20 protein-coding genes and 1 pseudogene are annotated in these 25,958 nt (G+C 74.3%); 8 read left to right on the top strand and 13 right to left on the bottom strand.

Annotation, left to right across the window (positions count from 1 at the left end; translation table 11 throughout):
• Positions 1–75 precede the first annotated feature (75 nt).
• Positions 76–855, top strand: coding sequence for a hypothetical protein (locus ACH5A8_RS12350; protein ID WP_399000835.1), 780 nt, complete (start codon positions 76–78; stop codon positions 853–855).
• Positions 856–1,085: 230 nt separating this feature from the next.
• A complete protein-coding gene (locus ACH5A8_RS12355) occupies positions 1,086–1,358 on the top strand; it encodes a hypothetical protein (RefSeq protein WP_399000836.1) in 273 nt (90 codons plus the stop codon).
• Positions 1,359–1,647: 289 nt separating this feature from the next.
• Here ACH5A8_RS12355 and ACH5A8_RS12360 read toward each other — a convergent pair whose 3' ends face one another.
• The 7 genes from ACH5A8_RS12360 to ACH5A8_RS12390 all read right to left on the bottom strand — a co-directional run bounded on the left by ACH5A8_RS12360 (position 1,648) and on the right by ACH5A8_RS12390 (position 9,328).
• Positions 1,648–2,106 carry a hypothetical protein gene (locus ACH5A8_RS12360; protein WP_399000838.1) on the bottom strand — a complete coding sequence of 153 codons (459 nt, stop codon included), beginning with the start codon at positions 2,104–2,106 and terminating at the stop codon, positions 1,648–1,650.
• 468 nt (positions 2,107–2,574) lie between these two features.
• The gene (locus ACH5A8_RS12365; RefSeq protein WP_399000840.1) at positions 2,575–3,255 is read right to left on the bottom strand and encodes a DUF5701 family protein; all 681 of its coding nucleotides are present in this window, start codon (positions 3,253–3,255) and stop codon (positions 2,575–2,577) included.
• Between the two features lie 137 nt (positions 3,256–3,392).
• Positions 3,393–4,028 carry a GNAT family N-acetyltransferase gene (locus ACH5A8_RS12370; protein WP_399000842.1) on the bottom strand — a complete coding sequence of 212 codons (636 nt, stop codon included), beginning with the start codon at positions 4,026–4,028 and terminating at the stop codon, positions 3,393–3,395.
• Between the two features lie 257 nt (positions 4,029–4,285).
• A complete protein-coding gene (locus ACH5A8_RS12375; protein WP_399001486.1) occupies positions 4,286–6,049 on the bottom strand; it encodes an SDR family oxidoreductase in 1,764 nt (587 codons plus the stop codon).
• Between the two features lie 125 nt (positions 6,050–6,174).
• The gene (locus ACH5A8_RS12380; RefSeq protein WP_399000845.1) at positions 6,175–7,053 is read right to left on the bottom strand and encodes a M24 family metallopeptidase; all 879 of its coding nucleotides are present in this window, start codon (positions 7,051–7,053) and stop codon (positions 6,175–6,177) included.
• 248 nt (positions 7,054–7,301) lie between these two features.
• Positions 7,302–8,393: a PDR/VanB family oxidoreductase gene (locus ACH5A8_RS12385; RefSeq protein WP_399000846.1), complete on the bottom strand. Its 1,092-nt coding sequence runs from the start codon at positions 8,391–8,393 to the stop codon at positions 7,302–7,304.
• Between the two features lie 35 nt (positions 8,394–8,428).
• Positions 8,429–9,328: a metal-dependent hydrolase gene (locus ACH5A8_RS12390; RefSeq protein ID WP_399000848.1), complete on the bottom strand. Its 900-nt coding sequence runs from the start codon at positions 9,326–9,328 to the stop codon at positions 8,429–8,431.
• Between the two features lie 180 nt (positions 9,329–9,508).
• Here ACH5A8_RS12390 and ACH5A8_RS12395 point away from each other — a divergent pair, with 180 nt between their 5' ends.
• Positions 9,509–10,141, top strand: coding sequence for a TetR/AcrR family transcriptional regulator (locus ACH5A8_RS12395; protein WP_399000850.1), 633 nt, complete (start codon positions 9,509–9,511; stop codon positions 10,139–10,141).
• A gap of 101 nt (positions 10,142–10,242) precedes the next feature.
• Here ACH5A8_RS12395 and ACH5A8_RS12400 read toward each other — a convergent pair whose 3' ends face one another.
• The 5 genes and pseudogenes from ACH5A8_RS12400 to ACH5A8_RS12420 all read right to left on the bottom strand — a co-directional run bounded on the left by ACH5A8_RS12400 (position 10,243) and on the right by ACH5A8_RS12420 (position 17,593).
• Entirely contained in the window at positions 10,243–13,350 is a 3,108-nt protein-coding gene (locus tag ACH5A8_RS12400; RefSeq protein WP_399000852.1) for an alpha-N-acetylglucosaminidase, read from the bottom strand.
• Between the two features lie 228 nt (positions 13,351–13,578).
• Positions 13,579–14,691: pseudogene (locus ACH5A8_RS12405) on the bottom strand (hypothetical protein).
• Between the two features lie 132 nt (positions 14,692–14,823).
• Positions 14,824–15,852: a DUF6215 domain-containing protein gene (locus ACH5A8_RS12410; RefSeq protein WP_399000854.1), complete on the bottom strand. Its 1,029-nt coding sequence runs from the start codon at positions 15,850–15,852 to the stop codon at positions 14,824–14,826.
• Positions 15,853–15,975: 123 nt separating this feature from the next.
• A complete protein-coding gene (locus tag ACH5A8_RS12415) occupies positions 15,976–16,521 on the bottom strand; it encodes a hypothetical protein (protein WP_399000856.1) in 546 nt (181 codons plus the stop codon).
• Positions 16,522–16,927: 406 nt separating this feature from the next.
• Positions 16,928–17,593: a hypothetical protein gene (locus ACH5A8_RS12420; RefSeq protein ID WP_399000859.1), complete on the bottom strand. Its 666-nt coding sequence runs from the start codon at positions 17,591–17,593 to the stop codon at positions 16,928–16,930.
• Between the two features lie 255 nt (positions 17,594–17,848).
• Here ACH5A8_RS12420 and ACH5A8_RS12425 point away from each other — a divergent pair, with 255 nt between their 5' ends.
• Positions 17,849–19,081 (top strand): MFS transporter, encoded by a 1,233-nt coding sequence (locus tag ACH5A8_RS12425; RefSeq protein WP_399000861.1) that lies wholly within the window; start codon positions 17,849–17,851, stop codon positions 19,079–19,081.
• A 51-nt stretch (positions 19,082–19,132) separates the two neighbouring features.
• On the opposite strand, the gene ACH5A8_RS12430 is transcribed toward ACH5A8_RS12425, so the two are convergent.
• Positions 19,133–20,311 carry a GDSL-type esterase/lipase family protein gene (locus tag ACH5A8_RS12430; protein ID WP_399000863.1) on the bottom strand — a complete coding sequence of 393 codons (1,179 nt, stop codon included), beginning with the start codon at positions 20,309–20,311 and terminating at the stop codon, positions 19,133–19,135.
• Positions 20,312–20,794: 483 nt separating this feature from the next.
• Here ACH5A8_RS12430 and ACH5A8_RS12435 point away from each other — a divergent pair, with 483 nt between their 5' ends.
• The 4 genes from ACH5A8_RS12435 to ACH5A8_RS12450 all read left to right on the top strand — a co-directional run bounded on the left by ACH5A8_RS12435 (position 20,795) and on the right by ACH5A8_RS12450 (position 25,883).
• Positions 20,795–21,376 carry a TetR/AcrR family transcriptional regulator gene (locus ACH5A8_RS12435; RefSeq protein ID WP_399000865.1) on the top strand — a complete coding sequence of 194 codons (582 nt, stop codon included), beginning with the start codon at positions 20,795–20,797 and terminating at the stop codon, positions 21,374–21,376.
• Between the two features lie 654 nt (positions 21,377–22,030).
• A complete protein-coding gene (locus ACH5A8_RS12440) occupies positions 22,031–23,689 on the top strand; it encodes an MFS transporter (protein WP_399000866.1) in 1,659 nt (552 codons plus the stop codon).
• Positions 23,682–25,688 carry an alpha/beta fold hydrolase gene (locus tag ACH5A8_RS12445; RefSeq protein WP_399000868.1) on the top strand — a complete coding sequence of 669 codons (2,007 nt, stop codon included), beginning with the start codon at positions 23,682–23,684 and terminating at the stop codon, positions 25,686–25,688. Before ACH5A8_RS12440 ends, ACH5A8_RS12445 begins: the two co-directional genes overlap by 8 nt.
• A 72-nt stretch (positions 25,689–25,760) precedes the next feature.
• Positions 25,761–25,883: a hypothetical protein gene (locus ACH5A8_RS12450; protein WP_256257095.1), complete on the top strand. Its 123-nt coding sequence runs from the start codon at positions 25,761–25,763 to the stop codon at positions 25,881–25,883.
• The last annotated feature ends 75 nt before the right edge of the window (positions 25,884–25,958 follow it).

A 25,958-nucleotide genomic window follows, 5' to 3' on the forward strand; every position in this document is an offset into this window, starting at 1 on the left:
AGGCGATTCGGGGGGTCGAGGTAGGGGGTGGCTGTGGGGGCTGTGATGATCGTCGCGGAATTCCAGGAGGATGCGGTGGACAGATGGTCGGGCGGGCCGGAGGCGGGCCGGCAGGGGGCGGACAGCGGTGGTGTGCGGTTCCGGCCGGGGGACGTGCTGGAGGTGCAGTGTCCGTTCACGGCGACGACGGTCGCCGAGGTCTCCGACTTCCACGTCTCCGTACGGTGGCCGTGGTCGCAGGTGGACCCGCAGGCGGAGGACTTCGGCTGGAACGGCCGGAGAGCCCTCCCGAAGCCCGAGGCCGACGAGTGGGACCTCTTCGGGACGCTGCCGGCCCAGGCCGCGCTGAAGTCCGGCGACACCTGTCGGGTGGGCATCCCCCCGACCGTGGTGCACGTGGTGGGGGTGTACCACTTCGATCCGCCGCAGGTGACGGGGACGCTGCCGCGGCCCGCGTCCTACCTGGAAGTCCTGCGGCAGGGCGAGACCCATGACCTCGATCTGGAGGACCAGGGCTACGCGTTCGATCCGGCCGGCGCCGAACCGATCGCCATCCGGCTGCTCCTGCGCCCCTATGCCTTCCTCGAAGCGGGAGACGAGGTCGCCGACCGGAACGGACACGTCTGGCGGTTCGACGCGGCCTGGGACTGGCGCCCCCTGGACGGAGCGGTGACCGACGCCCCGGCGTGGCCGCTGGCCCTGCGCTCGCGCGAGGGCGTGCCGACGCCCGAGGAGGCCGCCGCGGTCGCCCGGGCGACCGCGGCCGGGAGCCACGCCGGCGAACGGGAGCGCTGGAGCGAACTGACTCTCGCGAGGCCGGTCGCGGCCCCGCCGTCCGGGAGTGGCATCGCGTGACCGGGACCGCTGCCCGTGGCGGGCGTCGCCGCGCTCGTGGACGCGGCTCGCGGAGGGGCCCCGTCCGGCCCGGTCGGCCGTCCCTCGCCACGCGGTACAGGGTCGCGAGCGCCGGGTCGACGGGGTGGGGCTGTCGTCCGGCGACGACGGGCCGACGATCTCGCGGTCGAGGCGGACGGCGGCTGAGCTCCGGGCAGGCGCTGTCAGTGGCTGCTGAGAGGCTGGACGGCATGGACGGCAACGATGAACAGCTCCTGCGCGGCCGGGTCTACGGCCAGGACCACGACCGGCCGGGCCCACGGCCGGGACGCCGCTACGCCGAACTGGTCGGCGGCCCGCTGGACGGCCTGCTGCTCGACATCACCGACTGGACCCGGCGCGAGACCGACTCCGAGGTGGCCCTCCCCACCGAGCTGGGACGGTTCGGGGCCGGCGGCCGGGCGGCGTACACCCCGCGCCCCGGCGACCCACGCCGCTTCGACTGGACCGGCGACGTTCCCTGAGGGGCCGTACGGACGACATGTCCTGACGGATGGGACGGACGACATCCCCGGACGGACGGACGGGACAGGGGACATCACCCGACGGACCGGACCGGCGATGTCCTCCGACGGGCCGGACAGGCGGGCGCGGAGCCGTGATGGAGGACTCCCGTGCCGCGCGAGCGGTGCGGGTGGGTCCGTCGATCCGGGGGCGCTGCCGCACGGTGACCGTCAGTTCTCGCCCGCGCCGCCGTCCGGCCGGCGGTCGCTCCGCCGGCCGGACAGCGGCGACTGCCGCGTCGATCCGCACTCAGACGGTGACGACCTTGTTCAACTGGGCGTAGGGAACACCTTCGTAGTTGCTCACCATCGCCGTCACGCTCACCGGGTCACCCTTGGTGAGCCCCCAGCTTTCGTCCCAAGCCGACGCGTTCACCTTGATGTTGTGCTTCTGCCGGTCGCAGGTGACGGCCACCGGGGAGGCCAGACCCCTCGGGGCGTAGATGTCGCTGTCCCGGTCGTCGGCCAGACGCCATACGACTCCCAGGTGCGGGGTGTCCTTCGGCTCGCACGAGTAGGTGACGTCGACCGAGAGGGTCAACGGCGAGACCATCGTCACCGCGCCGATGGCGACGGTGTTGTCCTGACCGAAGATGGTCGAGCCGTCGCCGGCCATGGCGGGAGCGGCCGCCACCATGGCTCCCGCGCACGCCATCAGGGCGGTCAAGGCACTGGTGGACACGCGTCGGCGGGCACCTGCAATGCGCATTGCGTTCTCCTCGGTAGCGCTGTCGTCGGAGCCTCCGCTCGGCCGAGGCCGGCGGGGCGGTCGGCACGCACGCGTCGCTGCCGCGGAAGGCTGGTTCCGGCCGGGAGCAGACCCTCCCGGCCGTAGGCCCCCACGCGTCCATCGCCCGTGCGTCCCGGACACGGCACAGGAAACCCGACCGGGCTCCCGGTGTGGTCCCGGCCCGCTCTTCGACCCCGCCCGCACCAACGGGACCCGCGACGTCGCGGAAGCCGTCGTCGGCCGGGCTACGGGGCCGGTGATCAGGCACTTCGTCCGGCACCGTCCTCGCCCGCGCACTGGGCGGCCCGACGGACATCGGCCGCACCGGGACCGCCCTGGTGCAGCGTCACACCCAGCGCGCGGGCGCGCCGCTGCTGCCGAACCCGCCGACACGGCGCGGCCACGGAGCCAGAGGCCGGGCCCTCCGGCCGGCCCGGTCACGGCGCCTCACACGGCGTGCTCCCGGCGGCCGGCCGCGGAGGCGAAGCCCAGCCAGGTGTGGCGGTTGCCCGCCCAGCACCAGCCGACCTTGGGGGCGTCGCGGCGCTCACGGCCGTCCCGTCCGGTGCCGTTGCTGATCCAGAGTGCCGGAGTACGGGCGTCGAGAGCGCCGTCGGCCTTGCGCAGCCGGGAGCCGATGGTCATGAAGCAGTGGTTGCGCTCCAGGACGGAGGGCTGCTGCAGCACCCAGTGGATGCCCTCGGTGAGGAGCAACGGGGTGTGGGCCTTCGCGGTGAGGGCGGGCAGCGCCTCGTTCGGGCTCCAGTCGGCCATCTCGTCCCCGCGGTCGAGCCCGGTGAGGACGTAGAGCGGGGCGTCGGGCAGCGCGACCGTGTCGATCGGGGCGAAGAGGTCGACGTCGGGCATGTCGACGACGACGAAGCCCGGTTTGCCGTCGCGGCGGAGCAGCGGCGTCAGAGCGGAGGCGGGGACCCGGTCGGGGTGCACGGCGAGCAGGGCGCCGTCGCCGCCCGCGCTGGTCTCGGCGGCCGCGGCGAAGGCGCGGAGCCCGGCTGCGGGCAGTCCGGCCGACTCGTGGATCCCCAGGTCGATCAGCCGCTCGGCCTGTGTGCTGAGGGCCGGCAGTGCGGGGAGGAGGGTGGAGGTGGCCTGCGTGGTCTTGGGCACGATGCTCCCGGGTAGGGCGGTTGGCGTGGACGTGCCCGGGGGGAACGACGCGGCCCGCCGGATCGTTCCCGCCGCCCGGGCCCGGCCCGCGCACACGCCTCCGTGCCACGGGGCGCCGCGGCCGTCGGCCCGGACCGTTACCGGGGGACGGCGACCGGGTGTGTCGTGCGGCCGAGGTAGGTGAGTGGTCCGGGGTCCCGTACCGGAAGGACGGAGAAGCCGAGGCGGTCGTAGAAGGCGCGGGCGGCGGTGTTGGCGGTGACCATGCCGAGGTGGACGCGTTCCACGCCCCGGGCGGCCAGTGCGGCAAGGAAGGTGTTCATCAACTCGCGCCCGTAGCCCGCACGTTGGTGGCTGGGGAGCAGGTCGATGTGCAGGTGGGCCGGGTGGTCGGCGATCTCCGGTACGAGCATCCGCTCCGGGGTGTGCATCAGACGCACCATCACCTCGCTCGGCGTGCTCGGCTCGCTCGCGGGCGCGGGGTAGCGGTCGGCCAGCCGGGGCAGCCACTCGTCCCGGAAGCGCCGTACGAAAACGGGGGTGTCGGCGGTGCCGAGGACGTATCCCACCGCGCGCTCGCCGTCGTCCACGACGAACGCAAGCTCCGGCTCCAGCTCGGCGTAGGGGGCGGCGAAGATGTTGGGCAGCAGCTCCAGGTCCGGATACGTCCGCCGGGAGTCGCCGCCGTTGTCGGCCGTGCGGACGCAGATGTCGAAGAGCGCGTCGCGGTCGGCGGGGCGGTAGGGCCGGATGTGTGCACGAGAGATCGCCATGGTGACATGCTGCACCGCGGGGGAGCGCTCCCACAACGTCTTTAGGAGTGCCCTCCGGCCCGGCGGAGTGTTGGGGCACCACCCCGGGCCCGGCGGCGTCCCGGGGAGCGCCCCCGGCTGGGCAGGGTTGGGGAACACCCCCGGCCCGGCCGCGCACGGTCCCGTGCGGGCGGGGGCCGGACCCGCGCCGGGGCCGGGCGGGCGTGCCCGCCGACGATGGCCGTACGGGCCGGGGGCCCCTGCGGTGCGCGGCGGGGTCAGCCGACCTTCAGCCGTGCCGCGAGACGCAGCGCGCCCGGTGAGAGGCGGCTGACCAGGCGGGCCGCCTTCGACTCCACGGTGACCGGCACGACGGCCCGGTTGGTGCGCACGGCGGCGAGTATCTCGGCGGCGACCTTCTCCGGCGGAAAGCCCCGCCGGGCGTAGAGACCGGAGAACTTCCTCCGGCGCTTCTCCTGCTCGGCCGCGTCCACCCCGGAGAAGGTCGTGGTGCGGGTGATGTTGGTGTTCACGATGCCGGGGCAGATCGTGCTCACGCCGATCCGGTCCCGGGCCAGCTCGGCGCGCAGGCAGTCGGAGAGCATGAACACCGCGGCCTTGCTGGTCGCGTACGCGGCGAGCACCTTCGAGGGCAGATACGCGGCGGCCGAGGACAGGTTGACGATGTGCCCGCCGGCGCCCCGCTCCTTCATCAGCGCGCCGAAGGCCCGACAGCCGTGGATGACGCCCCACAGGTTCACGTCGAGGACGCGCCGCCATTCCTCCTCGCTGGTCTCCAGGAAGGTTCCGGAGTGGCCGATGCCCGCGTTGTTCACCACGATGTCGGGCACGCCCTGGCTGCCGACGACGGTGGCCGCGAACGCCTCCACCGCGCTGCCGTCACAGACGTCGACACGGTGGGTCTCGGCCTTCGCGCCGAGCAGCCGGGCGAGTTCGGCGGTGCGGTCGAGGCCGTCCGGGTCCAGGTCGCACAGGGCGAGGTCGGCGCCCCGCTCGGCGAAGGCGAGCGCGGTGGCCCGGCCGATGCCGCTGCCGGCGCCGGTGACCACCACCAGCTTGCCCGCGAACTCGGCCGCCTCCCCGGCCGCTCCCTCCGACCGGCCGGTCTGGGCCTCGACGAGGGCGTCCGCGGCGGGCGCGCCCTCCTGGTGTGCGGTGAACTCGCGGATCATACGGGCCACGGCGGTCCCCTTCTCGAGCAGCGCCGACCAGTGGGTGGCGGGCAGTTCCCGCCGCCACAGGCGCGGCGCCCATTCCTCCAGGCCCTCGGAGAGCGCCGGGCTGACGTAATGGTCGTCGGTGAGTGTGATGACCTGCACCGGCACGGCGGTGGGCCGGGGCGTGGGGTGCAGCAGCCGGGGCAGCATGTTGGCCCGGTAGAGCCGTACGCCGCGGGCGGCGTCGCCGGCGAGCGTGCGCTGCGGATGGCCCTCGCGGGGCGCGACCTGCTCCAGGGTGCGCAGCAGGCGCGGCCACGCCCGGGCGAGCCCGAGCCGCCAGGCCGCCGGCGCGAGCACCGGCAGGTGGAAGAGGTAGATGTACCAGGAGTGCGCGCCCTGCGCGGCGAGCTGCCGGAGGTGCCGGGGCGTGGGGCGCCGCACGCGGCGGCGCAGCCAGTAGCCCATGTGGTCCAGGCACGGCCCGGACAGCGTGGTGTACGAGGCGATGCGCTCGGCGGCCCGGGGGTCCGTCACGGCCTCCCAGGACTGGATCGAGCCCCAGTCGTGCGCGACCACGTGCACCGGCCGGTCCGGGCAGACCGCGTCGGCCACCGCGAACAGGTCCTGCGCGAGCAGTTCGAGGCGGTACTCCTCGGTGGTCCGGGGCGAGTTGGAGGCGCCGGCGCCGCGCACGTCGTAGCGCACCACGTGGTGGTCGACGGCGAGGTCGGCGGCCACGTCGTCCCAGACGGCGTGGGTGTCGGGGTAGCCGTGGACCAGCAGGACCGTCGGTCCGGCCGGGTCGCCCTGCTCGTACACGGCCAGGGAGAGCGCGCCGGAGCGCACACGGCGGCCGCGCACCGCGCCCGGTCCCGGTTCCCGCGGGCCGCCGCTCCGCCCCTTCTTCGCACCGCTCTCGCCGTTCCTGCCGTCGTCGCGCACGTGACTCCTCTTGTTCCCCTCGGTTCCGGTCCGCTCTCCGCGGCTCACCGGGCGGCCGCCAGGGCGCGGCCGCGGTGGACGTGCGGCAGGTCGTCGTCGAGCCAGTAGGCGTCGTCCTCGGTGACCACGAGCAGTTCCTCGAACTTGAGGCCCACGTCGCGGAAGCCGACGTGCGGCTCGACCGCCCACAGGCCCGGGGTCGGGGCGTGACGGGAGGCGCGGCCGTCGGCCCACAGCGGGGAGCGGCCGCGCAGCCGCTCGCTGACCAGCTCCCGGCCCAGCGTCTGCAGGGTGCGCACGCCGAAGCCGAACAGGCTGACCCCGGCCGGCAGGCGCGGGTCGCGCATCCGGGTCACCTGGTGGCCGATGACGCGGCCCGGGTAGACCTTGTGCCGGTTGTCGTAGCCGTGCTGGGCGATCTTCGCGTCCACCGCCGCGTACACCTCGTCCAGGGTGCGGCGCTCGCGCACCAGCCGCACGATCAACTCCCGGTACTCCAACAGGTCTTCGGCGATACGGTCCCAGATCGGGTTGTCGCCGACCTTGCCCGCGTAGCCGATGTCGGCGGTGTAGCCGTCGATCACGGGCGCGCAGTCCAGGACGTAGGACATGCCCTCGGTCAGGCGGCGTCCGGTGGCGAAGAACTGCAGCGGCGTGCGGAAGCGACGGAACGCGGTGCGGTCGCCGAACCAGGCGAACGGCACGTGGAAGAAGTCCCGCACGCCCTCCGCGACCAGCTCCTCGCGCAGCCGTCCGGCCGCCTCGCGTTCGGTCACGCCCGGCTCCAGCCAGTCGGCGGTCCGCTCGGCGCACCGGTAGGCGAGCCGCTGCAGTTCGCGGAAGCGGTCGAGGTCGTGTTCGTCGAAGGGGAACGCGGGCGTGTTCCCCGTGCGTCGGCGGGTGCGGGTGCTCGTGTCGCTCATCAGGGCTCGTCTCGCCTTCGTCTGCGGTCGTCGGCCGGCGGGGCGCCGGGGAGGCGGGTGTGGTGCGGGGCGTCGGGTGAGGGCGGTGGGGTGCCGGGACGTCGGGTGTGTGCGGCGGGGTGCCGGGCGCCGGGTGTGAGGCGTCTCAGGGGGCCGGGTGCGGGACGCGGTGCCGGGGTGCCGGGTGGGCGCCCGGGGCGCCGGCGATCGGCGGTGCGCCGGGGCGCGCCCCGGCCGGGTGGGGCGGCTCACACGTCCAGTTCGAGGCACGCGCCCTCGGCGGCCCGCGAGACGCACACCAGCATCTCGCCGTCCGCGCGCTGCTCCGGGGTCAGCTTCCGGTCGCGGTGCTCCACGGTCCCCGAGCGCACCCGCACCTTGCACACCCCGCAGAAACCCTGCCGGCAGGAGTAGGGCGTGGCCGTGTCGTCGGCCCGCAGCACGTCCAGCGCGCTGGTGTCCGCCGGTACGGGCAGTTCCCGGCCGTCCCGCAGCCGCAGCGTGAACGGCTTGCCGTCGACGATCGGCGCCGCGCCGAACCTCTCGAAGTGCAGCGCCCGCGATCCGCCGTGCTCGAAGGCGCGTCGCACCGCCGTCAGCATCGGCGCCGGCCCGCAGCAGTAGACCGCGGCGCCCTCGGGGGCGCGGGCCAGGAGAGCGGCGGCGTCCGGGACGCCGTGCTCCTCGTCGGTGAGGATCTCCACCCGGCCCGGATGGCGCCGGGCGAGCCGGTCGAGTTCGTCGGCGAAGGGCAGCGAGGCGCGGGTGCGGCCGGTGTGCACCAGCCGCCAGTCCAGGCCCCGCCAGGCCGCCTCACGCGCCATCGGCAGCAAGGGCGTGATGCCGATGCCGCCCGCGAGCAGCAGCACCTTCCGGTCGCCCGCGAACGGGAACGCGTTGCGCGGACCGCGGACGCCCACCAGGCTGCCCTCGGCCAACTCCCGGTGCACCTCGGCCGATCCGCCGGCGCCGTCCGGGATCAGCCGCACCGCGACGGTGTACGCGTACCGGTCGGCCGGGTCGCCCGCCAGCGAGTACTGCCGCCGCCGCCCCGAGGGCAGGTGCAGGTCGAGGTGCGCCCCAGGCTGCCACGGCGGCAGCAGCCGCCCGTCCGGCGCGGTCAGGCGCAGCGCGACGACGTCCTCGGCCACCATGCGGCGCCGCGCCACGGTGAGCAGGCGCGGGCGCTCCTCGACGTCCGGGCGCCGGCCGTAGCGGTCCCGGGCGGTGGTGAGCGGGACGTAGACGTCCATCAGCCGTTCCAGGAAGCGGAAGTACCGGTCGGCGCGCGGCCGGCCGAACAGGTCCGGCGGGGTCGGGGCGGGGTGCGGGCGGCTCATGCTGCGGTCCTCGGTCTCGGCGGGCGGCGGATGTCTCAGTGAGCGGCGGCGCGGGCCGCGGGGGAGGCGCCGAGATAGGCGACGGCCTGCCGCGTCGAGCCCTCCTGGGTGGGGTGGTAGCGGCGGCTGAAGTATCGGGAGGCGGACCGCAGCGCCTTGCCCGGGCTGGGCAGCAGACCGCGCCGGGAGGCCCGGTAGGCCTCGCGCCAGCCGGGTCGCACGGAGCCGCCCAGCTCGGGGTCGACGCTCAGCAGGAAGCGGGTGCCGCGGACCCAGAGGTGGGTCAGGGCGGAGGCGGCGACGAGCATGGTGCGGGCCCGGCGCAGATAGCCAGGGTCGAGATGGCGCAGCAGGTCGTAGGCGACGCTGCGGTGCTCGACCTCCTCTGCACCGTGCCAGCGCAGCAGGTCCAGCATGATCTCGTCGGCGCCGACCCGGTCGAGGGCGCGGGCGTTGAGGATCCAGTCGCCGAGGAACGCGGTGAAGTGCTCGATCCCGGCGATGATCGCGACCCGTTCGATCAGGTACTCGCGCTCCTGGCGGGGTGACAGGCCGGGCTTGTCGCCGAGCAGCTCGTGGAAGAGGTACTCGACCTGGCTGACGTAGGGGGAGATGTCCAGGCCCTTGGCCTGGAAGTGGTCGAGCACCCCTTGGTGCGCCTCGGCGTGCATGGCCTCCTGGCCGGTGAAGCCGAGCACCCGCTCACGCAGCTCCTCGTCGGTGATCAGTGGCATGGTCTGCTGGAAGACCCGCACGAACCAGCGCTCGCCCTCGGGCAGCAGCAGGTGCAGCACGTTGATCACATGGGTGGCGGCGGGCTCGCCGGGCACCCAGTGCATGGGCAGCCGGGCCCAGTCGAAGCGCACGTCGCGGGGTGTGAGGACCAGGTCGTCGTGCTCGTCCGGCTTCTTGTGCACGGCGGCTTGCTTGCTCATGACGGCTCCTGCGGGCGGGGGCGAGGCTGGGGCGGACCGGGGTCGGGGCGAGGGGCCGGTCCGCGGCCACGACGGGTCGGGGCCACGGCCGGGAGGGCGCGGCCGGTCGGGCGCGGCCCTCCTTATTGAGGATTACTCAACAGTAGGACTCGTTGAGTTTCTGTCAATAGACTGGGCCCCATGCCGCGCAACTCCGCCCGTTCCCGCATGCTGCCGACCGACCGCAGGACCCAGATCCTCTCGGCCGCCCGGCGCATGCTGGAGCACAAGGCCATCGACGACATCTCGGTCGAGGCGGTGGCCGGCGAGGCCGGGGTCTCACCGGCCCTGCTCTTCCACTACTTCGGCTCACAGCGGAAGTTCCGGTACGCGGTGCTCCAGATGGCCGCCGAGGAGCTGCTCTCCCACGTCCGCCCGGACCCGGCGCTCAGCATCGCCGAGCAACTGCGCGCCGGCGTGGAGACGTTCGTGGACTACGTGTCGCGGTTCCCCACTGTCTATGTCGCGGTCACCCGCCTCGGCCGCGGCACGGACGTCCGGGAACTGCACAGCAGCGCGCGCGGCGCCATCGGCGGCTGGATCACCGAGGGCATCGAGAGCGTCGGCGTGGAACTCACGCCGACCCTGCGGCTGACGGTGAACGCCTGGCTCGCCTTCATGGAAGAGGCGGTGCTCGGCTGGCTGGCCCGCCCGGAGCTCACCAAGGCGGAGCTGATCGACATGTGCGAGCGCAGCTTCTACCGCCTGGCCGAGGGCGCCCTGGACGACGAGGAGCGCTGGCAGGAGATCGCGGCCCTGCTGAACCGGCGCTGACGGCCCGGCGAGGACCCGCGGGACCGTCCGCGCAAAGGTTGTGACCGCGTGGGGGAGTGGCGCCAGGGCCCGCGAGCCGGGCCTGGTCCGAACGAGAGGCCCTACGTGAGCGCCCAGCCACTGAACTCGACGGTGCCGCGCGCCCCGCTGCCGCCGTTGGCCGCGGTCATGAACAGGCCGACGTCCTGCACCGGCGCCGCGCCCGGCACCGACACCGTCGCGACACTCCGCCACGTGGACCCGTCGTCCGTGGAGCACGCGCCGGTGTACGCGCCGCCCGACCGGCTCAGCCGCAGCAGCACCGGCGCCGTCACGCCGGTGATCCGCCGGTACGTGTCCAGCGTGCCGTCACCGTTCGAGTCGTACGACAGGACCACCCCGTTCGCCGGGGTCACCGACAGGTTCAGGAAACCGGGCGCCCCCGGCGAGCCGAGGGAATCGCGGACCACGATCCCGGCCCGCGCCCACGCGCCCGTCACCGCCTGCGCGTCCACCCGCAGCACCACCGACGCACCGTCCCGGAAGGCGCCCTCGCGGTACAGGGCGCCGAACTCCGTCGTCGCCTTCCACAGGTCGGCCCCGCCGCCGTCGATCGCGAACCGGTCCGCCAACTGTCCGAAGACGGCATCGTTGTCGCTGTACGTGCGCCAGCCCTCGGCCAGGGGGCCCGCCTCGAAGAGCGTGCCCCGGTGCCGCTGGGCGACCCGCTTCTCGCCCTGCGGCCCGTACCGCACGTCGATCGTGTACGGCAGCGGGCGCAGCGGCCGGTCGAGCGGGGCGGCCGGTGTGCTCGCCCGCCAGGAGACGGTGCCCTCGCCCGCCGGGGCCACGCGCGACAGGGCCGTGCCGTGCTCGGACGTCGCGTCGACGCCGTCGAGGGCGAAGTCGACCCGGCCGGTCGCGCGCAGCCCGTTGACGTTGCGGAACGTGGCGGCCAGGCGCGCGTGCCCGCCCGGCGGGACCACGGACGGCTCGGCCGTCACCGTCACCGTGCCCTGATAGGGGGCCCGGGCGAGCACGTCCCGCACCCGCGAGGCCGTCCGGTACGCGTCCCCGTACGGCCGCAGCGGGTAGTCCTTGCGCTGCCGCGTCCACGGCTCCTCGACCGCGAACCAGTCGACCGGTTCCGGCTCGCGCCCCGAGGCGAGCGCGTCCTGCAGCGCGTCCAGCCACCGCTGCCAGCGCGGCAGGTAGAAGTCGCCCATCAGGCCCTGCCACTCGCGGTTGGCGTACTCGTGCAGGTTGCCGGTGTCGGCGACGGACCGGTCGCCCCACACCGTGATCAGGACCTTGGCGCAGCGCTCGAACTCAGCGCGCTCGGCGTCGCTCGTGCCCATGGTCCGGGCCGCCTGGACCCACGGGCCCAGCAGGAAGTCGGGGTCGGTGCCCGTCACCTCGTCCGACAGACGCATCAGCGTGAGCCACAGCGTGGCGAGCTGCTCGAAGGCGGCCCGGTCCCCGGCGTCGTACGCGGCCCGCAGTTGGGGCAGCAGCTGGCGGCTGCGGTTCGCCAGGGCCTGCCGGGCCACGTCGACCAGGTCGTGGCGGTAGGCGGTGCTGCCCCTCAAGTCCTCGGCCACGTCGAGGAGTCCGCTCAGGGCGGCGTCGAAGCGGGCCGGATCGAAGGTCAGGGCGCGCGGCCCCCAGTAGTTGGCGTGGTCGGTGGTGAGGTCGGGGCGCGCGGCGAACAACGAGTCGTGCGGGTCGGAGTGTTCGACCGCCGTGTGCTGGTAGGCCGTCTCGTACAGCGCGCGCCAGGCGGCGCGGGCGCCGTCGTCGCGGCGCCCGTAACGGAAGTCGGCGTACCCGGCGAACCAGTCGGCGCGGTCCATCTTCCGCTCCGTCCAGGCCAGTTCGGACCACAGCTCGAAGGCGGCCGGGTCACGGTGCGTGGCCTCGGGCAGATAGGCGGTGCCGGCGAGGGCGCTGCCCGGCTTGTCGCGCCAGGCGAAGAACTTCTCGTTCCAGATGTGCGCGCGGGCGCCGATCGTGGTGCGCCCGCCGAAGTTGGGGATGGTGCCGATCGCGTACGGGGTGCCGCCCCAGTCCTTCTCCCGGTCGGTCACCGACGTGTAGCGGTCGGAGACGCCGTCGACGATCAGCATCCTCTTCTTGTCGACGGCGTCGAGCAGCGCGGGCAGCGGGTTGGTCTGCCAGCCGAGGATGACCCAGGTGGCGTCCGGCCGGTTCTTCCGCAGGGCGGCCTCCACGCCGCGCGCGGCGCCGTCGATCGGCACGTCGCCGGCGGTGCCGCCCTCGTGCAGCAGATCCATCTTGAAGGCGTCGATCTCGCCGAACAGGTCCCGCTGGTGCGTGTAGAACGACTCGGCGACCCGCGCGAACGACTTGGTGCGCGGATCGAGCCAGTCGGGCCGCTCGAACCCGCCCGACCACGTGCCCTGCGGCACCACGTGGGCGTCGCCGCCGTTGCGCTCCACGAAGCCCTTGGGGACGTGGCCGTAGTAGCCCGGCAGGACGGGCCTCATCCCGAGCGCGCGCAGCCGGTCCACGATTCTGCGGCCCGACTCGGCTCGTCGGGCGATCAGTTCGGGCGAGAGGGGACCGCCGTAGCCGTACAGGTTCTGCAGCAGCCACCACGGCTGGTGCGTGGGGGCCGGGAGCCAGGCGCGGGCCTCCGCGTCGCTGTACCCGAACTCCCGCAGCACGCGGTGGTAGACGGCCTCCGTGCCCGTAGTGATCAGCACCTCGTTGCAGCCGTGCAGCGCGAGCACGTCGATCAGGCGCTCCCAGTGCGCCCAGTCGGCGAACGGCGCCGTGTAGCCGTCGTGGGTGTCGTTGAGCGCGAACCGGTGAGGGAGCGCCGTCGACCGCTCCAGGGTGCGGCTCGGCGCGGGCAGCGTGCGCGGCAGGTCCAGCCGGCTTCCGTTCCAGGAGATGTGCGCCCCGCACACGTACTTCAGATACCAGTGGACCCCGGTGAGCAGGACCGCCGGGGTCGTCCCGTACACCTCGACGCGGCCCCGGCTGCCGAGCACCCGGAAACGGTCCGTGCCGTCGCCCGGAGCCGTCAGCGCGAGCCGGAACTGATCCGCGTGGTGCGGCAGCAGCCTCTCCAGCGCGGCGAGCGCCTCGCCCGTGTCGAAACGTGTGCCGGCCTGTGCTGCGGGAACGTCCAGGCCGCCCAGGGCCGTGCCGAGCCCGAGGGCGCCGACCGTGCCGAGAACCGTGCGTCGCGTCGGTGCGGACATGCGTGTGACCCCCATGCGTCGCGGTTGGTGCGGCGCACGGTAGCCGGGGCGCCGTCGCCACTCAACGGTGCGTACCTGTACGCCGGGCGGACAGTGGCTGACCGTCGCCTCAACAACGACCTTCGCCGATGCGGGGGGCGCCCGCCGTTCGGCGGTCGTCGCGCCGGTCCGCCACGCCCGCACCGGCCACCGCTTCGGCGGGCCCCCCAAGGCGGCCGCCGCGGACGGCTAGAAGAGGCCGGCCGCCGTGTCCGGCGTGAGGTTCTCCAGGAGTTCGCGCAGCCATGGGCTGCGCGCGACCGGAAGCCGGACCAGGGTGCGCCAGAACGTCCCCGAGTCGATGCGGAACAGGGAACCGGGGCGGGGCGGGAGCGGTTCGTCACGGAGGACGCCGCGGGGGAGGCCGCCCGACGAGGGAACGGGCGGAAAGGGCCGGGGTGAGACCATCCACAGCCATACCCCCATCGGCAGCGGAACGGGAGACGCCGGCGCGGCGGCCGGATCGGGGGGCGTCCAGAGGCGGCCCGTTCGAGGGTGGACCGGCACGATGTGGAGGTCCGCGCCCGCCTCGGGAGCAGGGCGTCCCGGGCCGGCCAGGACGGCGCGCCGTCCGGGTCCTCGCGCGGGCAGCAGGGCGTCGAGGGTGCGCCGGAACACGTCCGCGACCAGGCCGTCCGGAACCGTGACCCGCCGTCCGCCGGAGGCCGCGAGCAGGTGGGCGAGCGCCTGACCGGCCGCCGCCTCCCACCGCGGACTCCACGACCAGTAGTGCCCCGTCCCCCAGGCCCGCCCGCCTCACGTGGAGATCGGCTCGAACAGAGGTGTGATCTTCCCCTCCGCCACCAGTTCCTCCCAGGTGAGCGGTGCGGGCTCGACGCCGTCGACGCGGACGCGGCGCACGGACTGCGGGGCGAGCCACACCGCCTGCCACAGCGAGCAGTCGTCGATCCTGGTCGCCACGGCCAGGCCGCACGCCGTACAGGCCATGTTGGGGCCGTCGCCCCCGTCGAGACCGCAGCAGGCGCCGCCGGTCCTGTCGGGGATCAGCCGGGTGCCGCGGATGTCCCCGGGCGCCGTCACGATCGCGCCCCGGGCGCCGTCGGACAGGGCGTGCACCGGCGCGTGGATGCCGCGGGCCTCGGCCTCGCCGGGGCCGACCTCGTCCCTCAGCCGCCACGGCGGTCCCCAGGGGCCCCGTTCCACGGCGAACGTTCCCGGTTCCATGAGCACCGGCAGCTGGACCCCGTTCCCGTAACGCTGGTGGGCGTGGGCCGGAAGAGCGACCTGGGACAACGGGGCGGTCAGCTCGGTGCCGCACCTGGCACAGACGAAGACGTACAACGACCCTCCACGGGGGAAATCCGTGCATGGTCGCACCCGGCGGTCGGCCGGACAACGTCTTTTCCCGTCCGACAAGGCGGCGGTGCGCGGCCTGGTGCGGCGGGAGCGCCTCCGCGCTGTGCGGCCGGGGACCTAAGCGGTCCGTTCGGGGAGCGTAGGAAGGATCTTCTCGGCGATGCCCTGGAGAACGCCGTCCTCCAGGAGCGCTCCGGACGTGCTCCACACGGTGAGCTCGTAGTGACCGCCCCGGTCCTCCGGGTCGAGGGCCACGGTCAGGGTCCTGGCCAGGGGTCCTTCTCCGGCCGGTCCGCCGGTTCCGCCGCCGGTGCCGAGGCTGACCTCGAACTGCAGGGTGTGGTCCGAGGAGAGGATCGCGGGCCGGCCGAGAACCGTGAGCGTCCGGACGTCCTGCCCGCTCCCGGACTTCATCAGCTTCACGTACTGGGCGGTCGTCAGCTCGTCGTACGTGGCCGAGATGTTCACCGTGTACGTCTCGAACCTGATCTCGGCCTCCGGCTGGGCGACTTTCCCGTCGCTGAGCAGGGCGGTGCGGCTGTCGCCCGAAACCGTGTCCGCGACCTCTTCGGGCGTGCCGAGGAGCCGCGCGAGGTCGGGCCGGTCCAGCGCCTCGCACAGCTCGTCACCGGTCAGGGGCCGGGGCCGTTGCCCGTAGACCTTCGGCAGCGCCTCGTCTTCCGAGCTCGAACACGAGGCGGCCTTCGGCGTGTTGTCGCCGGACGGCAGGTGCGGATCCAGCCACGCCAAGGCCGCGAGCACCGCGAAGACGCCCAGGGCGGCGAAGGCCTGGAGCCATGCGTTCGGCTCCTTCTCCTGGATTGCCGGGCCGGGGCCCGGCCCGGCTTCGGACCGGGCCCCGGGAACCCGGTCCTGCGGCTGGGCCTGGACGGCGGCACCTCCCCCCGCTCCGGTCCCCGCCGCGGAGGCCGCCGGACCCTGCCCGCGGCGCGCGCGCAGCGCCCGGACCACCACATGGACACGTATCGCGGTGAACACGAGGAACACCGCACCGATACAGGCCGCGACCCGGTCGAGGTCACGGACGGCGAGATACGTGATGCGTACGCCGAAGACGGATCCGACCACGATGAGCAAGGGCTCGCGGACCCAGAAGGGCAGACGACGGATGAGGAAACCGAGCACCTGTTGATCTCACCATGACAAGATCGTCTCCGCCGTGGTGGAAGCCACAGTTCCGGGAAGTCCGGCAGGTCTGCGTGACCTCATGTGATCACGAGAGGGGCGACCACTGACACCGCGGTCGGGTCAGTCGTCCGCCCCGTCCTCCTGCCCGGCCGCGTCGCCGATCTCGACGCGCAGGTCGTGCATGCCCTGGAGGGTGTCGATGAGGGCCTCCTCCGCCCCGCTCAGGGCGCACCGGGTCCCCTGCGCGTCGCCGCGGTCGGCGTGCAACTGGGCGCTGAGCGCGTACACCGCCGTCATCACCGCGGCGAAGGCGGCCTCCCGGCCCGGTGGGAGTTCCTCCTCGCGGGGCTCGGAGACCTGGAGCGCGGTGCGTTGCAGCCTGTTCGTCAGGACGTTGACCGCGACGCCGGGGTCCGGTCCCAGCTGCTGCGTCCAGCCGTTCAGGGCTTCGAGGACGTCCTCGACCTCGTCCTCCTCGGTCAGCCGGGTCGCGGCGGTGATCAGCAGCTCCGTTCTGGCGAGCAGACTGCCCAGCAGGCGCAGCCGCTCCCCTTCCCGCTGCTCCTCGGGGCCCGTGTCCGCGTCCGTCGCCGGTTCGGCCGCCAGAGCGGCCAGCGCCGCGCGGACCTGGTCGGCGCTTACCGGGTGCTTGCCAGTGGTGCTCACGCCTCCAGCTTCACCCGGCGACAGCGCGAGCGCCCGTCCACGGCCCGCCCCGCCGGCCATCGGTCCGCCCCGGCCGGCCCCCGGCGGCCCGGACGCCCGGCGATGTCGGGCCGCGTCCCGGCCCGATGTCCCGCGGTGGGCTGTTCGAGTGATCCGGCCGGCCCTCACGCCCGCCCCGGGCCCGCGGGACAGTCGGGAAGGCGGTCGGACGGACACGTGAGAACGGTCGGAGGGGAACCACGAGCGCGTCGGACGGGAACACGGTCGGAGCCGGGTGAGCCGGGCGGTACAGGGCCGGCATGAGGGCCGTGGGCGGAGTTCCCCACGTGCCGGACACCCGCGGCACGCCTGCGCGCGGGAGGCCCGCACCGGAGTACCGGTGCGGGCCTTCCCCATAGGCGCTGTGTCAGTGCCGCGGCGACGGCGCGCCGGCCGGGCCGACGCGCCGGGCGCTGCGACAGGCCGAGACGCCCAGGGCCAGCAGCCAGTAGCTGAGGAGCGCGCCCATCAGCGCCGTGGTGCCCCAGCCGTTGGCCGCGTAGAAGTGCGCGGGGGTGTTGCCGAAGAACAGGGACGGCACGAAGGCCAGGTTGACCGCGGCCAGGACGTAGGCCGACCGGCCGGTCCAGGGCGGCAGCAGACGTGTGCGCGAGAGGATGTGGCCGACGGTGGCCAGGAGGAGCGCCAGCAGGAGGCGCGAGATCGACCCGTAGAGGATGTACGTGCCGCTGACCGTGATCGTCGGGTCGATCGGGTGGTCCGCCGCGATGACCGCACCCGCTTCAAGCCCACTGGAGACCAGGATGACGGTCGTGTACGCCAGTCCGGCGGCGCAGGCCAGGGAAGCGGCCCACTCGTGGGCCGGGCTGACACGCCTGACCAGTTCGCGGAAGGCCGTCAGGAACACGATCAGGCACACCAGGGCGACGATGCCGAAGAGCAGCCTCGCCAGCACGTTCGCGTCCGGCGGCGGGCCCGAGTAGACGAAGTACAGGGGTACTTCGACGATGAAGCCGGTCGCGGTGGCGATGCCCGCCACGCCTGTCAGGCGCCGCGCGAGATGTTCGTCCATGGGTGTCCCCCGGTGGTCCGTGTGGTGGAGTGCGCTACGGCTCGTTCGCCGACACCTTGAAGCCTGCCGTCCACGGCGCCCCGCGTCCCTGGGCCTGGGACCCGGATGCCGGGTGTCCCTGACGACACCCCCCGGCCCTCCCGGTACTCGGCCCTTCCGCCGCCCGATCGACCGAGCCCGCCACCTGTTACTGTCACGGCGACCAGCCGGCGGACCCGGCGCGTCGACTGCCGGAGAAGTGCGAGGTGTTCACAGATGCCGACCGAGCATCCGGAGCCGACGACGGCGGCTGAGCGGCGTAACGCGCGCCTGTACCTGACCGGTCTCGGCCTCTCCATGGTCGGCGACACCGCGCTCAGCCTGGTGGCGGGGATCTGGGTCAAGTCGCTCACGGGCAGCAGCGCGCTCGCCGGCCTGACGCAGATGTGCATCTACCTCCCTTCGTTGTTCGGGCCGTTGGCGGGTCTGATCGCGGACCGCGTTCCGCGACAGCGCTTCCTGATCTGCGTGAACCTGTGCACGGCCGTCGCCGTCGCCTGCCTGCTGTTCGCCGACGGCGCGCAGGACGTGTGGGTGATCTGCGCCGTGATGGCCGCCTACGGCACCTCCCTGGTCCTGATCGACCCCGCCGAGACCGCGCTGTTCGCCCACATGTTCCGGCCGTCGACGCGCGGGCGGATCAACGGCCTGCGTCTGGGCATGCAGGAAACCGGCCGCCTGGTCTCGCCGTTGATCGGGGCGGGCCTGTTCACCTGGCTCGGCGGGGGAGCCGTGGCCCTGCTGGACGCGGCCACGTTCGTCGCGGCGGCCGCCGCGACAGCGCTGCTCAAGCCGCCGCCCGAGCAGGCCCGGCCGCCACGGGCCCGGTGGCGTACCGAGATCCTCGCCGGCGCCGCCCACATACGCGCCACCCCGGCACTCGCACGGATCCTGGTGGTCGCCGCGCTGATCATGGCGGTGTCGGGTGTGGGCGTGGCGGCCCAATACAGCATGGTCGCCGCACTGCACCGGCCCCCCGGCTACCTCGGTGTGCTCGCCTCCCTCCTCGGCGGCGCGTCGGTGCTGGCCGGCCTGGTCAGCTCCCGCGTGCTCGCCCGGGTCGGCCTGGACAACCTCGCCCTGCTGGGCCTGGCCGCGTTCGCCTGCGGCTCGGCCCTGCGGTCCGTCGCGTGGATGCCCTCGGTGTGGCTGGGATCCTTCGTGCTCGGTTTCGCGCTTCCGTGGGTGTTCCTGGCCGCGCTCAACGCCGGGCAGCAACTGACCCCGGACCACCTGCAGGGCCGTGTCGCGGCCGCCGTCACCCTGCTCCTGTTCGGTCCCCAGGCGCCGGCCCAGGCACTGGGCGCCCTGCTCATCTCACACGTCGGCTACCGGTCCGTCTACCTCGCGTCGGCCCTCTCGGCGGTCGTCCTGGCCGCCGTTCTCGCCCAGGGCGCGCGACGGTCCTCGCCGCCCGAGCACACCGTCGCGACCGACGGCGAGACCTGACGGCGAGGGGAGCGCGGGCCTTCGCGGCGAGACCGTGCGGCCGTCGTCCCGTCAGCTCGTCCCGGTGGCGAAGGGGCCGCCCTCGCCGAACACTAGCCGCGCGAAGTTCTCTCCGATACGGCGGTGTCCCGCGGGATCGGGATGGATCGCGTCGGGCAGGGGGAACTCGGCGTGGTCCCTCTCGCCGTAGAGGTCACGGCCGTCGAGGTGGTGCAGGTGCGGGTCGTCGGCCGCCCGCTGCCCGACGATCCGGGCGAGTTCCTCTCGGATGACGTTGAGCGTCAGGCGCCCGGCGGCGCGTTCGGCCGGATCGCCCGTGGCCTTGAACCGCAGGGTGCCGCCGTCGAAGTCGGGCGCGAGCGGGCCGGGGGTGTCCTCCTGGACCGGGCACAGGAGGGGGGACACGACCAGCAGCGGTGTCGTCGGATGCCCCTCGCGGACGGTGTCGAGGAAGCCGTGGACCGCGGGGCCGAAGGCACGCAGGCGCATCACGTCGGAGTTGACGATGTTGATGCCGACCTTGACGCTGATCAGGTCCGCGGGGGTGTCCCGCATCGCCCGGGCGGTGAACGGGTCGAGCAGCGCGCTGCCGCCGAAACCGAGGTTGACCAGTTCCACGCCGCCCAGGGAGGCTGCCAGGGCCGGCCAGACGGCGGTCGGATGGGCGGCGTTCGAGCCGTGGCTGATGGAACTGCCGTGGTGCAGCCACACCCTGCGCCCGGTGTCCGGCGCGGGCTCGACGGGGGCGTCGGTGCGCAGGGTGATCAACTCGGTGATCTCCGTGTGCGGGAGCCAGATCTCGACGTCCTTCTCACGGTCCGGCAGACCGGTGAACCGGGCGGTGCCTGCCGGTCCCCGGGACAGCTCGGAGGCCTGGGTGAACATGTCGGTGATCGTGCGGACGTTGCCGCCGGGCACCGTGGCCTGAGCCGTAAGACGGCCGTCGACCAGCAGGTCGTACACCCCGTCCGCCGGGGCCGGGAAACCTCGGTAGACCCGTTTGGTGGGCAGGGTGTCCAGCTCGATGGTGGTGGCCCGGGTGCGGAAGACCAGGCGTACGCCGGAGGGCTGGGCCTCGGCCACGGCCAGCTGGTCGTCGGGGATCTGCCGGCGGGCCCGGGCCGGCAGCCGATGCGGCAGCAGCCCGTGCGCGGTCGCTTCCACGTCGAGGTGACCGCGCAGCAGGTCCTCGGTGACGGGTGTCGTGATCGTGGGCTGGTCGGTGTTCATCGCCTCAACCTGTCGGTGGGTGTTCGCGGACGTCCGCGTGCATGCCGGGGGGCCCGGCGGGGCGCAAGGGGCCGCTTCCGGTGATGCGGGGGTGGCGGGTGGTGGTCAGGGAAAGGTGGCTTTCGGTCCCGGGGTGGACAGGTATCCGGGGAGTCACACAACCGTTCACCCCACCACTACCGAAAGAGATTATGCATTTTCCTAATAGCTTTAGGCAAACTGCCCTGCCGCTCGTGAAGCCTCCGGCCGGACGCGAAGCCGGGCGTGAGGCCGGAGGCGAAGCCGGACGCGAAAGCGGGCGTGAGGCCGGACAGGCCGGAAGGCAAGCCCGACGAGCCGGAAGAGAAGCCCGACGAGCCGGAAGAGAAGCCGGGCGAGCCGGGCGCGAGGAACGCCGCCCATGACGTCAACCCGATTCCGGAGACTCCCCGCCCGCAGAACCCGACGCGCCCCATGGAGGCACTGTTGCCCTCTTCACGTCCGATGCGCGCAGACGCGCGAGGCAACCGCGAGGCGCTCCTGGCCGCCGCGCGCGAGGCGTTCCTCACCGGTGCAGCCGACGCCCATGTCAAGGAGATCGCCCGGCGGGCGGGAGTGGCGGTCGGGACGCTCTACCGCCACTTCGAGACGCGCGAAGCCCTCCTGGAGGCGGTCCTCCGTCAGGAGGTCGACGAGCTGTGCGCCGCGCCCGCACGCCTCCTCGTCCGGCACGCCCCGGACGAGGCACTGCGGCGCTTCCTGCTGCTGCTCGTGGAGCGCGCGGCCATGGGCAGGGGCATGGCGGTCGCGCTGGAGAGCGTCATGGCGACGGATTCACCGCCCTACGACGACGTCCGCGCCCGGATGGTGCGTGCCTTCGACCGGTTGCTCGAAGCGGGCGAAGCGGCCGGGACCGTCCGTGGGGGCGTCGGCGGCCGCACACTGCTGCGTGCGATGGGGGGTATCTGCGGCATGCACGCCATGGAGGGCTGGCAGGAGGAAGCCGTCCGCATCACGGCGCTCCTCCTCGACGGCCTGCGGCACGGCGCACGGAGCGGAGCGCAGACCGATCCGCCGCCACAGTGACAACGGCGGACAACGTTGTCACCCCCACCCCCGGCGCACCGCGGAGTGTGATCGACTGGCGGAGGGGAGGCGTGTGTTGTCGGCCAATGCGCGCCGCCCCCCGCCACCCGCCCCGTCGGGCGGTAGGGGCGGCGCGCACCGGGCCCCAGCGGTCGGCGCGGGGCGCGGGCGGCACGGAGGCGGCCGTCCGCGTTCCGTGGCGCAACGGTTGCCCCGGCCGAAGTCGGTTCTCCCGGCCGCCCCGACGGTGGCGCACAGGCCGAGGTGCCACGCCCTGGACACCGCGCACCGGAGATGACGGGTCATCAGGTGTGCTTGGTGCCCGATGTGCGGGTGTGAAGGCGAGACCGTGCGCCGGGGTGAGGACGGCGCGGGCGGGCACTTCCGGCGCGACTGCACGGGCCGTCGTTCCCCGGCCAGACGACTGTCGGCCATATGCGGCCGTCCGGCCGGAACGCCCGCGCCGACCGGCTCTTGTCTCAGGCGACGCGTGATGGCTAGGCTCCCGCTCGCTTTCACGCTTCACACACGTTTTCGGCACATCACGGTCGGCTCGCACGGCGATCCGGACCGCGAACGGCGTACGTACGTGTCGGTGACTCCGCCGGGAGTCCCCGTCGTCCAGGGGAGGTGGGGAAGGTCGACGCGTCTGCGATGCGGCAACACGCCGACGAGCCCCCGCCCCCCGCCGACGACGAAGCGGCCCGCCGGCCCGCCGAACTCCCTCTCCCGCCCTCCGGCCCGAGCACTGCCATGCCCTCGGGTCAGGGCACGGTCCCGGCCGCCGGCCCCGGCGCGGTCCCGTCCCGCGACCCGAGCACGGAGCCGCCCTCCGGCCCGAGCGCGGCCCTGCCCTCCGGCCCGAGCACGGTCCCGCCCTCGGGCCAGGGCACGGTCCCGGCCGCCGGCCCCGACGCGGTCCCGTCCCGCGACCCGAGCACGGAGCCGCCCTCCGGCCGGGCCACGGCTCCGGGTGCCGCCCCGCCCACCGCCACGGTGCCCGGCCGGCGGCCCGCACCGGTGCGGGGAGACCTGCGGATCCTGTGGTGGGTCAACGCGGTCGACGCGCTCGGCAGCCAGGCGTCCGGACTCGTCTTCCCGCTCCTGCTGCTCCAGCTCGGCCACGGGCCCGGCGTCGCGGGCGCGTTCGCCGGCGCGGCCGCGCTCACCGGCGTCGTCCTCGGTCCGCTCGTCGCCGTACCGGCCGACCGAGGGAAGCGGCGTCGGATCATGACGACGTCGGCGGCGCTGGCGGCCCTGTCGATGGGAACGCTGGCGCTGGTCAGCCCCGGCCGTCCCGCCCTGTGGCTCCTGATCTCGCTCGCCCTGGTGGAGCGGCTGTGCGCCGTGGCCTACGAGGCCGCCGCCGGTGGAGCGCTCGTCCGGCTGGCCACCGCCGATGAACTGCCCCGGGCGGCCGCCGGACTCCAGGCGGGCGACCAGGCGGCCCTCGTCGCGGGCCCGGCGCTGGGCGGAGCCCTGTTCCAGCTCGCCCGGCCCGTGCCCTTCCTGGCCGACGCCCTCTCCTACGCGGTGGCGGCCCTAGGCGTCCGCGCCATCCGCACCCCGCTCGACCCGCCCCCGCTCGACCCGTCCCCCACCGCGGGCGCGCCGGCGGACGCACCGCGTCCACCGGGGCGGCGGCTCGCAGCCTGGGGCAGGGCGTGTCGCGGCTGGGCCGGCGACGCGCGGGCCGGCCTGGCCACGGTCGCCGGCTCCCCGGTCCTGCGCATGGTGCTGGTGTGGACGTCGACCGCCGGCGGCACGCTGACGCTGCTGTTCTACACCGCGCTGTTCCGGCTGGGCCGCGACGGGCACAGCGCCGCGACCGGGCTGGTCCTCGCCGCCTCCGGCGCGGCCGGACTGCTGGGTTCGCTGCTCGCGGCGCCCGCGATACGACGGCTCGGCGCGGCCCGGGTGCTCATGTCGGCGGCCTGGCTGCTGCCCGTGCCCTGCGCGTCGCTGCTGTGGGCCGACGGGGCGTGGGGCTGGGGCGCCGCCTTCGCGGGACTGTCCCTGCTGCTGCCGCTGATCACTGTCGTCCTGTCCAGCCTGGCCGTCGCCCGCACCCCGCGGGGCGTCCAGTCGCGGGTGGCGAGCGTGCTCGGCTCGGTGTCCGCGCTCGCCGCCGCCGGCGCGCCGGTCGCGGCGGCGGCGCTGGTCACGGTCTGGGACACCCGGGCGCCCGTGCTGCTGTGCACCGCGCTGTCCGCCGTGCTCGCCCTCTACACCAGGGTCAGGGTCCGCACGGTGTTCCGGACCGGGGCGCCGGCGGCCACGGCCGGGCCCGGGACGGGAGCAGGCCATGAGTGACCTCTTCAAGGTCTTCCTGGGCGCCCTGCCCGAGGTGTGCCCGCGAGACCCGCGGCGCATGGTGCTCACGGCGGACGCCGGCGGGCGCTGCGAGGTGTTCACCTGGGACGCGGCCACGCGCGCCACCCGGCAGGTCACCGACCGGCCCATGGGCACCGTGCACTGCGCGATCGACGCCGACGCCTACGTGTGGTGGTTCGAGGAGGACCCGGAAGGCCGGGGGCAGTGGTGGTACGAGCCGTTCGACGGCGGCCCCCGGCGCCCCGGCCTGCCGGGCGCCCCGGCCGGACTGCCGCGCGGACTGGCGGTGACGGAGGACGGCACGGTCGCCGCGGCGGTCACCACCCGGGAGGGCGCCACGAGCGTGCTGCTGGGCCGGCGCGGCTGCGCCCCCCGGGAGATCCTCACCGTGCCGGGGGAGTACGGCCTGGGCGGACTCTCCCCGCGCGGAGACCTCGTGGCGCTGTCGTCGGCGTCCGACGACGACGCGGCGGTCACCGTCGTCACCGCGTCGGGCCGTGCCGTCGCCGTTCTGCCCGGCCCCGGCGGGACGGGCGGCAGGCTGTGGTGCCGCGGCTTCTCCCCCCTGCCCGGCCGCCCCGAACTGCTGCTGGTCCAGCAGGCCGATGACCGCTACCGGCCGGCGACCTGGACCCCGGACGGCGGCCTGTCCGTCCATCACTGGTGCGCCTTCGACACCGAGGTCACCGCGCGCTGGTGCCCCGACGCCCGCGAGGTGCTGGTGCGTCAGGACCGCCATGGCCGCTCGCTGCTGCACCGGGTCTCCCTGGACACCCGCACCCGGCGCGTCGTCCCCACACCGCCGGGCAGCCTGCTGGACGCCGCGCCCCGTCCCGGCGGGGAGCTGCACTACCTGTGGACCGCCACCGCCCACCCGCCCGTCCCGCACACGACCGACGGCCTCGCCCTGCCGACGCCCGGCCTGCTGCCCCGGGTGCCGGGCCGGCACACCGAACTGTGGACACCGACACCCGACGGCCCCGTCCACACCCTGCTCAGCCTCCCGGACCCCGACGATCCACCGCACCACGCGGGCGAGTCCGCGCACCCCTTTGGCGAGCTGCCGCACCACCCTGACGAGCCCCCGCGAGCCCTGCCGGAGCACGCCGGGCCCGCACCCGGCCCGCCGGACCCCGGCCCACAGCCCCGGCCCGGCCCGCCGGTCCCCGGCGAACGGCCCCGGCCCGGCCCGCCGGACCCCGCCCGCGACGCTCCCGCTCCCGGCGGGGCCGCCCCGCCGCCCGCCGTCTTCCTGGTGCACGGCGGCCCCGCCGACCAGGACCGGGACGCCTACGACGCCACAGTGCACTCCCTGGTGGCCTCCGGCTACGCCGTGGCGAGGGTCAACTACCGCGGCTCCACCGGCTACGGCCCCCACTGGCAGCGCGCCTTCACCTCCGGTGTCGGCCACACCCAGGTGGACGACCTCGCCGCCGTCCGCGCCGACCTCGTGCGCCGCCGCCTCGTCGACGGCCGGGCGACCGCCCTGTGGGGCGTGTCCTGGGGCGCGTACCTGGTGCTGCTCGCACTCGGCACCCGACCCGGACTGTGGCAGGCCGGCATCGCCGTCAAGCCCGTCGCCGACTGGTTCACCGCCCACCGCACCACGACGCCCGCGCTGCGGGCCCTGGACGTCCGCTGGTTCGGCGGCACCCCCGAACAGGTCCCGGAACAGTACGCGTCGAGCTCACCGCTGACCTACGCGGCGCACGTGACGGCACCGGTGCTCGTCGTCGGCGCCCGCCACGACCTCAAGTGCCCGCCCGAGCAGATCCGCAACTACCTCGGCGCGCTGACCGCCGCCGGCGTCCCGCACGAACGGATGTGGCTCGACACCGGACACGACGGCTACGACGGCGCGACCCACATCGCCGTGCTGCGCCGCTCCCTGACCTTCCTGCGCACCACTCTGCCCGCGCCGGCCCCGGCCGGCCCCCCGCGTCCCCCGGCCCGTCCGGGAGGACCCCGGTCCCGCTGAGACAGACAGCGGGACCGGGTCGCACGGCACCACCCGTCCGAAGAACACCAGCACCCGAACAGGAGGACCACCATGCAGAAGGACATCATCCACAACGACCCGCTCGCCGGTGACGAGGAGAACCGCAAGCCCGGCATCGGCATCACCATCACCGTTCCGTTCCGCAACGCGGACGAGGGCGGCGACGAGGAGTGATCCCCGGCCCGGCCGGCCCGCCCGCGCGGGCCGGCCGGGCTCTTCCCCCCTTCCACCAGGGGCCCCGCCCCCGGA

Origin of the sequence: Streptomyces sp. NPDC018610, assembly GCF_044391765.1 — a bacterium.
Taxonomy (GTDB): domain Bacteria; phylum Actinomycetota; class Actinomycetes; order Streptomycetales; family Streptomycetaceae; genus Streptomyces.